Raw genomic sequence first — 12827 nt, forward strand, 5'->3', positions numbered from 1 at the left:
CACCACAGGAGGTCCGGGCAGCCGGTCAGTGGACCGGCTGCCCGTTATCAGGTGCTCAGCCGCAGGCCCGGTGACTCAGATCCCGCTGTAGTTCCAGCACTCGTAGATCGGGATGTAGTCCCCCGAGGAATTGGTGTGGTGCATCGGCCACATCATGGCAGCGCGGGTGGCAGGCCCGTAAACGCCATCCCTGTTGCTCCCCTTGAATCCGAAGCGGTGGACCTGCAACCAGAGAACAGCCTTGGCTGTGCCCTCGCCGTACTTGCCATCGACCCCGCCGCTGGCAGAGATGTAGTCGCTGGCTGGGGTGTCCCAGTAGCACCTCTTGATGGCGTCCTGCAGGGCCATGACCGCGGACTTGGACCCCTGCTGCTTGCCCATGTAGCAGTGCATTCCGTTGCCTGTGCGAACCGGAACCTTTGTGTACTCCCAGAGACCGACCGTGCTGGCGACGCGCCAGCTGGCCGAGTTGCACTCGCCGTACGCCGCCTCCGCAGGCAAGGTCGCCACCACGGTCAGCGGCGCTGCAGTCAAGATCAGGGTCAGGGACGCAAGTAGTGCACGCTGTCGACGTTTCATGGCACGCATGGTGTGTTCGCTCCGAGTCTTGGTGTCTTGATTGACAAGACTTGGACTCTAAGAACCACCACGAACGCCTCGCTGCCCGTACCGCGCCCGTACTACCCGCAGAGGCACATCCTGCGTGCTGCCAAGGTCCGAGCGGCCGGTCGGCGATTCGACCGGCCGCTCGTTTCTCAAATGCTCAGCCGCACGCCCCGGTTTCCCACTTGTGTGACTTGAGGAAGCGCTCGTTGCGCAGTGTTCCGCGCCCGCCGCGCGGAATGCAGCCGACGGAGTCGTCGCGGTCCTGACCAACTTGGTCGTAATAGCGAACGCCGTTGTAGGCGGTGCTGGTCCCGTTGTTCTTCACCGATTTGACGGTGGTTCTCGCGGACCAAGAACAGGTGACTGAGCCCCTCTGCCAGTCGTCGTCGTTGCCTGACCAGTGGCACATGTCGCCAGTTCCGGCTGGGCCGGAGTAGAAACAGACATCGCCGGTGTTGCAATCCCAGCGTTCTACGAGCTCCTGCTTCTGCTCGTCCCAGACCCGTCCGGTCTGCTCGGCGATCTGCACCATCTCTGCGTTGGTGGGCTTCTTGTCGATGGGCGCGGCATTGGCCGGTGCGGACAGCACCAGCACGGTCGCAACGGCGCCCAGAACGGCGATCAAGGATTTCCGGAAAGTATTCATGCCCCAGACGTTACGAACCGCGATCGCGCGTCACTGTCCGTACTTCACCCGTACTTAGCTCGCCAGCAGGGCGTCCATCTGGCCGACCGAAAGTGTCAGGCCCTCGTCCATGCCCATGCTGATCAGCTTCTCCATCTGCTCGGTCGTGTCGAACACGGACCGCAGTTCCATCCGCGTGCCGCCGTCGTACGGGCTGAAGGTCACCGTGGTCGTGTTGGTGGGCATGGTGTCGACCGGGTTGCCGTCGGCGTCGGCGAACCCGTCCACGAACTCCAGTGACTTCGGCTCGTTCACCGCGATGAACCGCCACCAGGCGTGGTGCTGGTCGCCCTCGGGGCCGGTCATGTAGTAGGTGACCTCGCCGCCCGGCGTCAGGTCGTGCTCGACGACAGTGGCCGGGTACGTCGGCGGGCCCCACCACTGCTCGAGCTTGCGCGGGTTCGCCCACAGCTCCCAGACCTGCTCGGTGGTCGCGCTGAACTCCGCCACCAGCGTCAGAGTCAGTGCATCGAGGTCCTTGTCAACGCTCTTCACGCTCATGCGTATCGCCCTTCGGTTCGTTCAAGAGATCGGTCATCCGGTCCACGCGGGCGCGCCAGACCGCTTCGAGCTGGTCGATCGCCGTACGGGCCCGGCGGACGGCTTCGACATCGGTCCGCACGAGCTGCTCGCGTCCGCTGCGTTCCTTGGTCACCAGCCCGGCCTGCTCCAGGACGGCGACGTGTTTCTGCACGGCCGCGAAGCTCATCGGGTACTGCTCCGCGAGCCGGGACACGGACGCCTCGCTGACCAGGCAGCGCCGGACGATGTCGCGCCGCGTGCTGTCGGACAGCGCGTGCAACAACCGATCGACGACTTCTTCACGTACAACCATTTGGTTGTACGTTAGGCCGACAAAGGGACCAGGTCAAGCCCAGGGTGAATTCAGATCCGTACGACGCCGTTCGGCGTCTCGAACTGAGCCGCGATCAGCCCCGGCTGCCCGTTCGGCCCGGCCCACTTCACGTCCAGGTCGTCCAGCAGATGATCAGCCGGATGTCCGAGCCAGTCCGTCACGCGAACCGGGTCACCGGCGATCTCCAGCGCGGTCAGCCGCAGGCCCTTGCCGCCCACCGAAGGGTGCTCGCCGAGGTCGTCCCAGTGGATGAAGAACGGCAGTTGCGGGTCAGCGATCAAACCCTTCACGCCGATCTGCCGCCAGGTCAGGTTCACGCCGTCGGGCCGGTGCCGGTTGCCTGGGACGGACTCGCGGCCGAGCCGGCGCTCCATCCGGACCATGTCGCGGATCGCGACCACCCAGCCGAGCCAGCCGCCACCGAGCTCCTTGCGAGCCCGGACCGCCTGCCCGAACGGCGCCTTGTCGGACGCCGGGTGGTCGAGGACGTCGACGACCTCGATATACCGGTCGTTCTCCAGCGGCAGGATGTAGTTGATGGTCCCGAACCGCGGGTGCACACCACCGTCGACGAAGTCGGCTCCGAGCAGCGCCGACAGCCGTTCAACAGTCGCCAGACACCCATCGGGGCCGGCCGCGTACGACAGATGATCCAGACGCATGCCAGCATTCTTGCCCCAAACCCCGCCGATAGTGGGGGACCTGCGTGTCGTTCAGCGTGAAGCCGGGTGCGGCAGCACCGGGCGGGCCGCCTCGAGACGCTGCTTGCAGAGCTCGGCGAGGACGTCGTACGCCTTGAGGCCCATCAGGGTCTGCAGCTCGACCTTGCTCGACTCGAAGACCGCCTCGACGGCGATGTGCGCCTCGGTGTTCCCCGTGCAGTACCAGTTCAGGTCGTGGCCGCCAGGGCCCCAGCCGCGGCGGTCGTACTCACCGATGCCGACCTCCGTGTACGTCGTCCCGTCCGGGCGCTCCACCTCGCGGAACGTGCGGCGGATCGGCAGCTGCCAGCAGACGTCGGGCTTGGTCTCGACGAAGTGCACGCCCTTCTGCAGGGCCAGGCCGTGCAGTGAGCAGCCGCCCATACCGCCGTTGAAACCGGGGCGGTTCAGGAAGATGCACGCGCCTTCCCAGACGCGGGTCTTGCGGTCGCCCTCGTCGTCGGTCTCGACCCAGCCGTTCCGCTTGCCCTCCTTGCGGAACTGCCAGTCCTCCTTGGTCATCAGCTTCACGTACTCCTTGACGCGGTTCTCGTCCTCGTCGTCGGAGAAGTGCGCGCCGAGCGTGCAGCAGCCGTCGTTGGGCCGGCCCTTGTAGATGCCGGCGCAACCACCACCGAAGATGCAGCTCCAGTTGGACGTCAGCCAGGTCAGGTCACAACGGAACACCTGGTCCGAATCGTCAGGATCGGTGAACTCCACCCACGCACGGGGAAAATCAAGAGAAACCTCAGGCACCCGTGCAGCGTACGCGCCTGTCGTCAAGAACTACGAACGGCAACTCCGAAACAACTGATACACCGGGAGTGAAGTAGTTTGTTGATATGCGGCTCGGCGTACTAGACGTAGGTTCCAACACCGTCCACCTGCTCGTGGTGGACGCGCACCGCGGTGCCGCGCCGTTGCCGGCGTACTCGCACAAGACCGAGCTCCGGCTGGCCGAGCACCTGGACAAGGACGGCAAGATCGCCGACGCCGGTGCCGACGAGCTGGTCGCGTTCATCTCGGAGGCCGCCGAGCTGGCCGAGGACAAGGGCTGCGAGTCGGTGATGGCGTTCGCGACCTCCGCGCTGCGGGAGGCCCCGAACGGCGAGAAGGTGCTGGCGCGGGTCCGGGCCGAAACCTCGGTGGACCTCCAGGTGCTGAGCGGTGTCGACGAGGCGCGGCTGACCTTCCTCGCCGTCCGGCGTTGGTTCGGCTGGTCGTCGGGTCGGCTCGCGGTGTTCGACATCGGCGGCGGGTCGCTGGAGATCGCGGCCGGGTCCGACGAGGAGCCGACGGTCGCGGTGTCGGTGCCGCTCGGTGCCGGGCGGCTGACCCGCGAGGGCGTTCACCAGGACCCGCCGGACAAGGACGAGATCCGTGCGCTCCGCAAGCGGATTCGCTTGGAGATGGCCTCGGTTGCCGGTGACGTGTTGCGGGCCGGTAGGCCGCAGCGTGCGGTTGCCACCAGCAAGACCTTCCGGTCGCTGGCCCGGATCTGTGGCGCGGCTCCGTCCGACGACGGCTGGTACGTGCCGCGGTCGATGAGCCGCAACGACCTGGCCGAGTGGACGCCGAAGCTGATCAAGATGTCGTCGGCCGAGCGCGCCGAGCTGCCCGGCGTTTCCGCCAGCCGTTCGTCGCAGCTGGTCGCCGGTGCGCTGGTTGCGGATGCGGTGATGGACCTGTTCGACCTGCCCGCACTCGAGATCTGCCCGTGGGCGCTGCGTGAAGGCGTCATCCTGTCCCAGCTCGACCAGCTCCAGCCCCGGTGACCCCGATGCCCTCTCGCACCGCTGGAAAGCTCAGCACTGCCAAGATCGGCTTGTCGACGGCGTCGGTCTACCCCGAGACGACCGCGAGCTGCTTCGAGCTGGCCTCCCGGCTCGGGTACGACGGGGTCGAGGTGATGGTCGGGATCGATCCGCTGAGCACCCAGATCGATGCGATTCAGCGACTGGTCGACTACCACCAGCTGCCCGTGCTGGCGATCCACGCGCCCTGCCTGCTGATCACCCAGCGGGTCTGGGGGACCGATCCGTGGGAGAAGCTGGAGCGTTCCGCCGCAGCCGCGAAGGACCTCGGCGCGGACGTCGTCGTCGTACACCCTCCGTTCCGGTGGCAGCGCGACTACGCCCGCGGATTCGTCGAGGGGATCGCGCGGCTCGAGGACGAGACCGGCGTGATCTTCGCGGTCGAGAATATGTATCCGTGGCGTGCACCGGGCAAGGGCCTGCAGGCGTATGCGCCGAGCTGGGACCCGACCGAGCAGAGCTACGCACACACCACGCTCGACCTGTCGCACTCGTCGACCGCTGAGCAGGACTGCGTCGAGCTCGCCGAGACGATGGGCCGAACGCTCAAGCACGTCCACCTCACCGACGGGACGGGCTCGGCCAAGGACGAGCACATGGTGCCCGGCCGCGGGACGCAGCGGGCCGCCGATCTGCTGAACAACCTGGCCAACCAGGACTTCCGCGGGCACATCATCATCGAGATCAACACCCGGCGCGCGGCCAGCCGCTCCGAGCGTGAGATCGACCTGATCGAGTCACTGGAATTCACCAAGAAGCACTTCGTCAAAAATAGACACAGCGCGCGTACCTCTTCGCGTCGTTCGTCGTCGTTCGCGGTCACCCCGGAGGGGGAGATCTCGGAGCTGACTCCGTGACAGACCCCCGTACGACGCCTGGCCCTCATGCGACGGAAGGCCCGCGTCCCGGGCGCCGTCCCGGCGGACCGGACACCCGCGGCGAGATTCTCGACGCGGCCCGGAAGACCTTTGCAGACAAGGGATTCACGGCAACGTCGATCCGCGCGGTGGCCCGTGAGGCCGGGGTGGACGCGGCGCTCGTGCACCACTATTTCGACAGCAAGGACTCGTTGTTCATCGAGTCGATGGCCTTGCCGGTCGACCCACGGCAGATCGCCGCCGCCGTGCTGGACGGTCCGCGCGACGAGATCGGCCGACGGCTCGCGACCGCGTTCCTCGAAGTGTGGGAATCGGCGGACGGGCAGCAGCGGATGCGCGCGATCCTCCGCAGCGTCGTGGCCAGCGACGAGGTCGCTCGGGCGATGCGCGAGGGGATTACGCAGCTCGTCCTGCAGCCGGTGTCGAAGGCGTTGGACGTTCCTGATGCTGAGCTTCGGGTGAGTCTGGTGGCCACGCAGCTGATCGGTTTGGCGATGGTCCGCTACCTGATCGAGCTCGAACCAGTCGTCTCGGCCGACCTGCAGATCCTGGTCGACCGACTGGCCCCGGTCCTGCAGCACCACCTCACCGGGTGATCCCGACCGAGCGCGAGATCCTCGCCGTACACAAGGATGCGGCACCTTCGCGGGAAGCGTTCGAGCTGGTCTACGAACACTGTCAGATCGTGTGGTCGGTGGCCTCGCAGTTCCTGACCGGGCTCGATGTCGACGGCGATCTGGTACGAGCCGGTGCATTGCTTCACGACGTCGGCGTCTACCGAGTCGGTACGACGGCCTACATCCGGCACGGGGTGCTGGGCCACGAATTGCTAGCAGGGCTTGGGTTTTCGGAGCCGATTTGCCGATTCGCGTCGCACCACACGGGCGTCGGGCTGACCCGGGACGACGTACTGCAGCAGGAACTCCCGATCCCGGTGGCGGACTATCTGCCGGAGACTCGGGAGGAGGAGCTGGTGCTGTATGCCGACAAGTTCCACAGCAAGCGGACCCCGCCGGTCTTCCTCAGCGGCGACACCTACGAAGCCACCGTCGCCCGCTGGGGCGCCGACAAGGCCGGCATCTTCGCCGACCTCAGACGCCGGTACGGCGACCCCGTGCTGGACGCGTTGACCGCCAAGACGGGGTACGCCGTGATCTGAGCGCTCACCCAGTGGTTCTGAGGACGCGGACGACCTTGCCGTCCTTGTCGTACGCCGTGATCGTCAACCTCTTCTTCGTGTCCAGGGCGCCGGCTCGGAACCAGGCCATCGCAAACCAGCCGTCGGTCACCTTCACCTCGTGTCCGGGGCCGGGGCCCCGTTCCAGCTTGACGGTGGTCGCATTGGCTGCCGCGCGACCCCAGCCGACCGCCGAACTGCCTTCGCTGCACTGGTAACTCTCACATCCGTAGGCGCCGGTCGCGACCCGCAGCAGATCCGGCCGTGCCGCTCCTGGAACGGGCGGCAGTACGGGAGCGTCCATCTTGTCCGTCTTGACGGCGTTGATCTCCGACTCGCTTTGCGGTACCCACATCCTGCTGTTGCCGAGCTGGCAGCTGATCGCCGTACGTCCGGATGGCGAGACCGCGACCAGCCACGCCTCCTTGAGCTTGGCCGACTGATCGAAGGCCTTGATCTGCCAGGTGGTCATGTCGGTCCAGGCCGCGACCGAGCAGTTTCGCAGCCGGTTCGCGTCGGTGGTCGGCAGCGGGTCCGCTTTCGCGGCCGCGATCAGCACCGCCGACGGCCGGTCGCCGCCGGGGATGAGGCAGGCCATGCGCTGGGGCTGGGCCGAGCCGCCTGCTGTCTTGTCGAAGGCGTAACCGATCGGGCGGCCCGAGATGAAGCGAGTGGTGGTGGCGCTCAGCGGCCGCTTCTCGCCCGGGTAGCGCAGGCTGCAGCGGCGCTCGGTCTCCGCCCGCGAGAGCTTCTGCGCGACACCGTCCTCACCGCGCGGAACCCCCGGTACGGCGCTGAACTGCGAGTTCTCCTGCTGGTCGCCTGCCACCGGTGGTTTGCCACCGGCGTGCAGGCTGCCCGACAGGAACGTGGCCACGACGGCGGCCGCTGCCACCCCGGTGACGGCTCCACCGATGGACAGGTACTTACGGCGCCGGCGCGTCGTCCGGCCGCGGTTGAGGACGGCTGCAGTGTCGAACGGGGTCAGGGGCTGGTCGTCGGCGATCCGGTGCAGCTCGGCGCTGACCTCAGGGTCGTTGTACATCGGGTCCTCCTTCACAGCGCCGGGCTTGATCGGCGGGTCATGGCTTTGCGGAGAGTTTCGAGACCACGAGCCGCCTGGCTCTTGACCGTGCCTTCCGCGCACCCGAGCACTTCGGCGGTCTGCTCGACCGTCATGTCCTCGTAGTACCGCAGCACGACACACGCCCGTTGCCGCGGTGCGAGCGTGCGCAGCGCCTCCAGGACCTCGTCACGGCTGGCGTGACCTGCACTGAAGTCCTCGACGGTGCGCTCGGGCACGTCAGCGCTCGACACCTCACGCCGCCACGGCTTCCGCCCACCGTCGTACGCGGCGTTGACGACCATCCGGCGCGCATAAGCGAACGGATTCCCGACCCTGCTGATCTTCGGCCAGGCCAGATACAGCTTGTACAAGGCGTCCTGGACGATGTCGTCCGCCTTGTGCCGGTCCCCGCTGATCAGGTACGCCGTTCTTCGCAGCGACGGGTTCGCCGTCTCCACGAACTCGACAAACGCCTGGTCCCGCTCGCTCATCCGTGTCCTCCACTCTCCATGTCCACCCCAAGACGGAAAGCGGCCTCAGCCAGGTTGCACCCTCAGAGGGCCGGTTTTCCCGGCTGGTAGACCCAGGCCTGGAAGAACGCGCCGAGATCGCGGTGGGTCTGCCGCTCGACGTACCGGATGAAGTCCTGCGTCGAGACGACACTGTGCCGGTGGGTGGTCGGCCACTGCTTGAGCAGCCGGAAGAAGGCGCGGTCGCCGATCTTCAGCCGGAGCGCGTGCAGAGTCATCGCGCCGCGGTTGTAGACGAGGCCGTCGAAGATCTGGTCGCGGCCCGGGTCGGCCACCTTGCCGCTCCAGTCCTTCGTGCCGGCGTAGGTCTCCTTGAAGGTCTGTTGCGCTGGGATTTTGTTGAATTTCTCGTCGTAGAGCCACTCGGAGTACGTCGCGAAGCCTTCGTTGAGCCAGATGTCCGCCCAGCGCGACGGGGTGAGGCTGTCACCGAACCACTGATGCCCGAGCTCGTGCGCGAGCAGCCCACCGCTGACATTGCTGGAGCGCTGGTCATAGACCGGCCGCCCCTGGCTCTCGAGCGCGTAGTGAACGCCCAGATCGCCGATGATCCCGCCGGTCGACTCGAACGGATAACGCCCGTACACCGACGACTCCCACTGCACGATCTGCGCGGTCGTCTCGTTGAACACCTTGCCCTGCCCGGCCTTGGTGTCCACCGACTTCCCGATCGCCGTGATGTTCGGCAGCCCGTCGGCCGTCGTACTGCGGGTGACGTTGTAGTCGCCGATGGCAATCATGCTGAGCTCGCTGGCCATCGGCCGGTTCATCCGCCAGCGGAACGTCGTCTTCCCGCCGTGCTTGGTGGTCGGGCCGGGCTCACCATTGGACAGCGCGGTCAGGCCGGTCGGCACCGTGATGCTCTGGCTGTACGTCGCCTTGTCGCGCGTGGTGTCGTTCACCGGAAAGTAGGTCGCCGCGCCGATCGGCTGGTTGAGCGCGACCGCACCGTCCTTGGTCGCGGCCCAGCCGGAGATCCCCAGCGCCGGATCATCGATCTTCTGCGGGACGCCTGAGTAAGTCACGGCGACGGCGAAGCTGCTACCCCGCCAAAGGCCTCTCGGTGGCGTGATCACCAACTCCTGCGCGCCAGTGCGCTTGAAGGACGCGGCCCGCCCGTTCACCGTCAGCTTGCTGATCTTCAACGGCCCCTGGAAATCCAGATCGAAGCGCGAAAGGTTCTGGGTTGCCTTGGCGAGGATCGTCGTGGTCGCACTGATCGACTTGGTCTTCGGATCGAACGCAAGGTTGATGTCGTAGTGCCCGACGTCGTACCCGCCGTTCCCCATATCCGGGAAATACGGATCCCCGGCGCCTGCCGCACCCGGCGTGAACAGCGGCGCGGCATGTGCCGTCGCCCCCGAAACCCCCACCAGCGCCAAAGCCAAGATGACCGACCCAAAACCGCGACGACGTCCCACAAGTCCTCCTCTAGACATGCACAGCACACTAAGCGACCGACGTTTCAACGACACGAGGCATGCGTCCCTCCCACCGACCACGCCTAGCCGATTCGCCTGCCCACCCCGCGCCTTTGTGGACTCGTTTGGGCGCTGAGCGCCGTTGGGGTTCCACAAAGGTGGGTCGCCCCGGGTGGAGGGCGGTTTGCGGATGTTTGCTGCCTCTATTTGGCAGTAGTCCTCCGCTGATCCGCCGCTTTGGGGTTGGTTTCGGTACGGCGGGGTGGTTGCTCGCCGCTGCGGATGCGGCCGGTTCGGTACGGCGTTTGGTTGCTCGCCGCTGCGGCCGATTTACAGTGAGGGGGTGGCTGGGGTCGGCGCGTGGCTGAGGGACTGGCGAGGTCGGCGATCGCGTGGCCGCCGCTTGAGGTACCCGCTACGGCTGAGGCCCAAGATCTCCGCTAGTCGGCAATAAAGGGTCGCCATTTGAGAAAAAGTTACCGACCAACGACCGCGGCGGATCGGAACGCGGGTCTGCTCGCGCTCACTGTGAGTTGTGGGGACTCGGTGGCGAATCCGCCGATCGGTGCGGTGGTCTGGACCGGCCGGGACGTTCGCGTTACGCCGGTCCATCGCGATCACTTGGCGCGGAGCACATCTATCCACCGTCCAGCCGCGCGAGCATCCACTTTGAGAACCCATCAACCATCCCAACGCGCTTCCCGTGGTTGGTGCGTACCCAAAGATGCGAACCGTGCCCAAAGATGCGAACCGTGCCCAAAGGTGCGAAGCGTGCCCAAAGGTGGGTCGGCTGCTCTTTGGGCGCGGAGGTGCACTTTGGGTACCCATCGACCGTTTTGGCGCGCTCTCGATGGTTGGTGGGGCCCCAAAGATGCGATGCGTTCACAAAGATGCGATGCGTTCACAACGGTGCGCCGCGTGCACGAAGAGGTGATGCGTGCACAAAGTGATCGGGGCGGAGGGTTACCCCGAGAGGTGGGAGACGTTTTCCCAGGCGGGGTCTTGGGTGGTGGTGACGGCTACTTTGCCGTGCGGCCAGCCGGGGGTGGCGGCTTGGAGTTGGGCGGCGGCGGGCGTCGTACCGTCGGTGTAGTAGTGGAGGAGACGGGTGCCGGCGGAGGTTTCGTGGGCCAGCAGATTGCCGGAGCCGCCCAGGCGGTCGGTGAGGTGGTCTTCGAAGGCTCGGAGTTCGTCGAGCATCTCGGATTCGGGGAGGCCGTCGTCGCGGGTCACCGGGTAGCCGACGGAGATTTCGACATGGGTGTCGAGGTGCGGGCGGCGGATGGAGCGCAGGGGGTATTCGGCGGTCGCGATCAGGCGGTGCCCGTCGCGGGTGCCCTCCAGCATTTTCCAGGCGGGGCTGCCGTCTTCCAGCGTGTGTTCGGCGGCGAAAGCAGCCACGGCCGGCAGTAGCGTGGTGATCGGCCGAGCCTCAGCCGGTACGGCGTCCAGGGTGTCGATCGCGCCGATCCACGTCTCGACCATCTCTTCGCCGAGCACCAGATCGAGGATCAGGAATGTCACCCGCTGCCGCACCTCGACCGGCAACTCGGGAAACGCCGGGTGATAAACCCCGACATGGATCGACGACGCGTCCGGGTCCACCTCGACCACCGACTGCTCGATCGGTACGGCGGGCAAGCCCTCGAACTGGATCGTGCTCACCGGCCCCGGCCGCCGCAGATCGGCGTACTCCCAGACGCGGTCGGACGCAGGCGCGGACCGCAGCCAGCGCCGGGCGATCGCCCGCCGGCTCGGATTCCCCGCGGCGGTGACGATCAGCGCGTGCTGAGCGTGCAACCCCGGTCCAAGCTCCCAGTCCAGCTCCGGGTGGACCCGGTTGACCCACTCGCTCAGCGTGGCGCCGACGTCGGCGGGCTGTTTCCGGGCGACTGCGTCCGCGACGAGTTCGGAGCCGACCGAGGTCCACCAGGTCCAGAACGCGCCGATCGGGTCGGCCTCCACAACGGCCGCCTTGCGACGCTTGAAGATGGGCATACGTCCTATCCTCCCTCGCCCAGGGTGCGGACACACAGCGTAATCGGACCAGTACGCCACTGGTGTGGTTCCGGCCACAGGATTATGGAGCGCCGTGTTCAGGCGCGTAGCCTGCTGACACCACTGGCATACGGGGCCGGGTGGCTTCGAGGAGGAGAACAGAAGTGCTTCGCCGAGTCCTGCTGGGCATGTCCCGCAGCCCCCAGATCAAGAAGGCCGTCTCGGCCATGCCGGTCTCCAGTGGCATCGTGTCGCGCTTCGTGGCCGGTGAGACTGCTCCGGAGGCCGTGCTGGCCACCGAGAAGCTGGTCGCCAGTGGCCTGAACGTCACGCTCGACCACCTCGGTGAGGACGTCACCGACCTGGCCGCCGCGTCCGCCACCGCAGACGCCTATCTCAAGGTCCTCAAGCAGCTCTCCGCGGCAGGCCTCACCAAGAACGCCGAGGTGTCGGTCAAGCTCTCCGCCGTCGGCCAGGCGCTGCCGGGTGACGGCGAGAAGATCGCCCTCGAGAACGCTCGGACGATCTGCCACGCTGCACGCAACGCCGGTACGACGGTCACTCTCGACATGGAGGACCACACCACCACCGACTCCACGCTGGGCATCTTGCGCGAGCTGCGCCAGGACTTTCCGGAGACCGGTGCGGTGCTGCAGGCCTACCTGCGCCGTACCGAGGGTGACTGCCGCGACCTGGCGCACGCCGGTTCCCGGGTCCGGCTCTGCAAGGGTGCCTACAAGGAGCCCGAGTCGGTCGCGTTCCAGGACAAGCGCCAGGTGGACAAGGCGTACGTCCGGGCGCTGAAGATCCTGATGAACGGCACCGGCTACCCGATGGTCGCCTCGCACGACCCGCGGCTGATCGCGATCGCCGGCTCGCTCGCCGAGCGCGCCAACCGCCTCCCGGGCACCTTCGAGTACCAGATGCTGTTCGGCATCCGCCCCGAAGAGCAGCTCCGGCTGGCAGGACTCGGCCACACGATGCGCATCTACATCCCGTACGGCGAGGACTGGTACGGCTACCTTGTCCGTCGCCTGGCCGAGCGTCCCGCCAACCTGCAGTTCTTCGCGCGGTCCCTGATCAGCAAGAAGTAGG

At 66.7% G+C, this 12827-nt stretch carries 15 protein-coding genes; 5 read left to right on the plus strand and 10 right to left on the minus strand.

The features are described from left to right. Nucleotides 1-75: 75 nt before the first annotated feature. From E1263_RS01820 to E1263_RS01845, 6 genes are all read right to left on the minus strand, one after another. A complete protein-coding gene (locus E1263_RS01820; RefSeq protein WP_202868673.1) occupies nt 76-579 on the minus strand; it encodes a peptidoglycan-binding domain-containing protein in 504 nt (167 codons plus the stop codon). Nucleotides 580-763: 184 nt separating this feature from the next. Continuing rightward, nucleotides 764-1252, minus strand: a complete 489-nt coding sequence (locus E1263_RS01825) for a peptidase inhibitor family I36 protein (RefSeq protein WP_202868674.1) — start codon at nt 1250-1252, stop codon at nt 764-766. Nucleotides 1253-1306: 54 nt separating this feature from the next. Then, on the minus strand, nt 1307-1792 hold the full coding sequence (locus tag E1263_RS01830) for an SRPBCC family protein (RefSeq protein WP_132164613.1): 486 nt from the start codon (nt 1790-1792) through the stop codon (nt 1307-1309). Continuing rightward, nucleotides 1773-2126 carry an ArsR/SmtB family transcription factor gene (locus E1263_RS01835; RefSeq protein ID WP_132164615.1) on the minus strand — a complete coding sequence of 118 codons (354 nt, stop codon included), beginning with the start codon at nt 2124-2126 and terminating at the stop codon, nt 1773-1775. Before E1263_RS01835 ends, E1263_RS01830 begins: the two co-directional genes overlap by 20 nt. Before the next feature lie 50 nt (nt 2127-2176). After that, a complete protein-coding gene (locus E1263_RS01840; protein ID WP_132164617.1) occupies nt 2177-2809 on the minus strand; it encodes a VOC family protein in 633 nt (210 codons plus the stop codon). 51 nt (nt 2810-2860) lie between these two features. Further along, nucleotides 2861-3604 (minus strand): DUF3109 family protein, encoded by a 744-nt coding sequence (locus E1263_RS01845; protein WP_132164619.1) that lies wholly within the window; start codon nt 3602-3604, stop codon nt 2861-2863. A gap of 86 nt (nt 3605-3690) precedes the next feature. Here E1263_RS01845 and E1263_RS01850 point away from each other — a divergent pair, with 86 nt between their 5' ends. The 4 genes from E1263_RS01850 to E1263_RS01865 are packed head-to-tail and all read left to right on the plus strand — an operon-like array spanning nt 3691 to nt 6699. Next, nucleotides 3691-4623, plus strand: a complete 933-nt coding sequence (locus E1263_RS01850; RefSeq protein WP_132164621.1) for a Ppx/GppA family phosphatase — start codon at nt 3691-3693, stop codon at nt 4621-4623. 5 nt (nt 4624-4628) lie between these two features. Continuing rightward, nucleotides 4629-5519 (plus strand): sugar phosphate isomerase/epimerase family protein, encoded by an 891-nt coding sequence (locus E1263_RS01855; RefSeq protein WP_132164623.1) that lies wholly within the window; start codon nt 4629-4631, stop codon nt 5517-5519. Further along, nucleotides 5516-6136, plus strand: a complete 621-nt coding sequence (locus E1263_RS01860; protein WP_132164625.1) for a TetR/AcrR family transcriptional regulator — start codon at nt 5516-5518, stop codon at nt 6134-6136. Before E1263_RS01855 ends, E1263_RS01860 begins: the two co-directional genes overlap by 4 nt. Continuing rightward, nucleotides 6133-6699 (plus strand): HD domain-containing protein, encoded by a 567-nt coding sequence (locus E1263_RS01865; protein WP_132164626.1) that lies wholly within the window; start codon nt 6133-6135, stop codon nt 6697-6699. Before E1263_RS01860 ends, E1263_RS01865 begins: the two co-directional genes overlap by 4 nt. Nucleotides 6700-6703: 4 nt before the next feature. Here the strand turns inward: E1263_RS01865 and E1263_RS01870 are convergent, their stop codons facing one another. From E1263_RS01870 to E1263_RS01885, 4 genes are all read right to left on the minus strand, one after another. Then, nucleotides 6704-7762 (minus strand): hypothetical protein, encoded by a 1059-nt coding sequence (locus E1263_RS01870; RefSeq protein WP_132164628.1) that lies wholly within the window; start codon nt 7760-7762, stop codon nt 6704-6706. Between the two features lie 11 nt (nt 7763-7773). Continuing rightward, nucleotides 7774-8274, minus strand: coding sequence for a SigE family RNA polymerase sigma factor (locus tag E1263_RS01875; protein ID WP_132164630.1), 501 nt, complete (start codon nt 8272-8274; stop codon nt 7774-7776). Nucleotides 8275-8336: 62 nt separating this feature from the next. Continuing rightward, a complete protein-coding gene (locus E1263_RS01880; RefSeq protein ID WP_202868675.1) occupies nt 8337-9734 on the minus strand; it encodes a M1 family metallopeptidase in 1398 nt (465 codons plus the stop codon). 963 nt (nt 9735-10697) lie between these two features. After that, nucleotides 10698-11732: a DUF695 domain-containing protein gene (locus E1263_RS01885; RefSeq protein ID WP_132164634.1), complete on the minus strand. Its 1035-nt coding sequence runs from the start codon at nt 11730-11732 to the stop codon at nt 10698-10700. Between the two features lie 164 nt (nt 11733-11896). Between E1263_RS01885 and E1263_RS01890 the strand changes: the two genes are divergently transcribed. Continuing rightward, nucleotides 11897-12826 carry a proline dehydrogenase family protein gene (locus E1263_RS01890; protein WP_132164636.1) on the plus strand — a complete coding sequence of 310 codons (930 nt, stop codon included), beginning with the start codon at nt 11897-11899 and terminating at the stop codon, nt 12824-12826. Nucleotide 12827 lies beyond the last annotated feature (1 nt).

The organism is Kribbella antibiotica (assembly GCF_004349055.1).
GTDB classification, from domain to species: domain Bacteria; phylum Actinomycetota; class Actinomycetes; order Propionibacteriales; family Kribbellaceae; genus Kribbella; species Kribbella antibiotica.

Bases quoted from the DNA above. Each gene is read 5' to 3' on its own strand.
- E1263_RS01850 (WP_132164621.1), top strand. From the start codon at position 3,691: ATGCGGCTCGGCGTACTAGACGTAGGTTCCAACACCGTCCACCTGCTC.
- E1263_RS01840 (WP_132164617.1), bottom strand. From the start codon at position 2,809: ATGCGTCTGGATCATCTGTCGTACGCGGCCGGCCCCGATGGGTGTCTG.
- E1263_RS01830 (WP_132164613.1), bottom strand. From the start codon at position 1,792: ATGAGCGTGAAGAGCGTTGACAAGGACCTCGATGCACTGACTCTGACG.
- E1263_RS01825 (WP_202868674.1), bottom strand. From the start codon at position 1,252: ATGAATACTTTCCGGAAATCCTTGATCGCCGTTCTGGGCGCCGTTGCG.
- E1263_RS01855 (WP_132164623.1), top strand. From the start codon at position 4,629: ATGCCCTCTCGCACCGCTGGAAAGCTCAGCACTGCCAAGATCGGCTTG.
- E1263_RS01875 (WP_132164630.1), bottom strand. From the start codon at position 8,274: ATGAGCGAGCGGGACCAGGCGTTTGTCGAGTTCGTGGAGACGGCGAAC.
- E1263_RS01870 (WP_132164628.1), bottom strand. From the start codon at position 7,762: ATGTACAACGACCCTGAGGTCAGCGCCGAGCTGCACCGGATCGCCGAC.
- E1263_RS01820 (WP_202868673.1), bottom strand. From the start codon at position 579: ATGAAACGTCGACAGCGTGCACTACTTGCGTCCCTGACCCTGATCTTG.
- E1263_RS01885 (WP_132164634.1), bottom strand. From the start codon at position 11,732: ATGCCCATCTTCAAGCGTCGCAAGGCGGCCGTTGTGGAGGCCGACCCG.
- E1263_RS01835 (WP_132164615.1), bottom strand. From the start codon at position 2,126: ATGGTTGTACGTGAAGAAGTCGTCGATCGGTTGTTGCACGCGCTGTCC.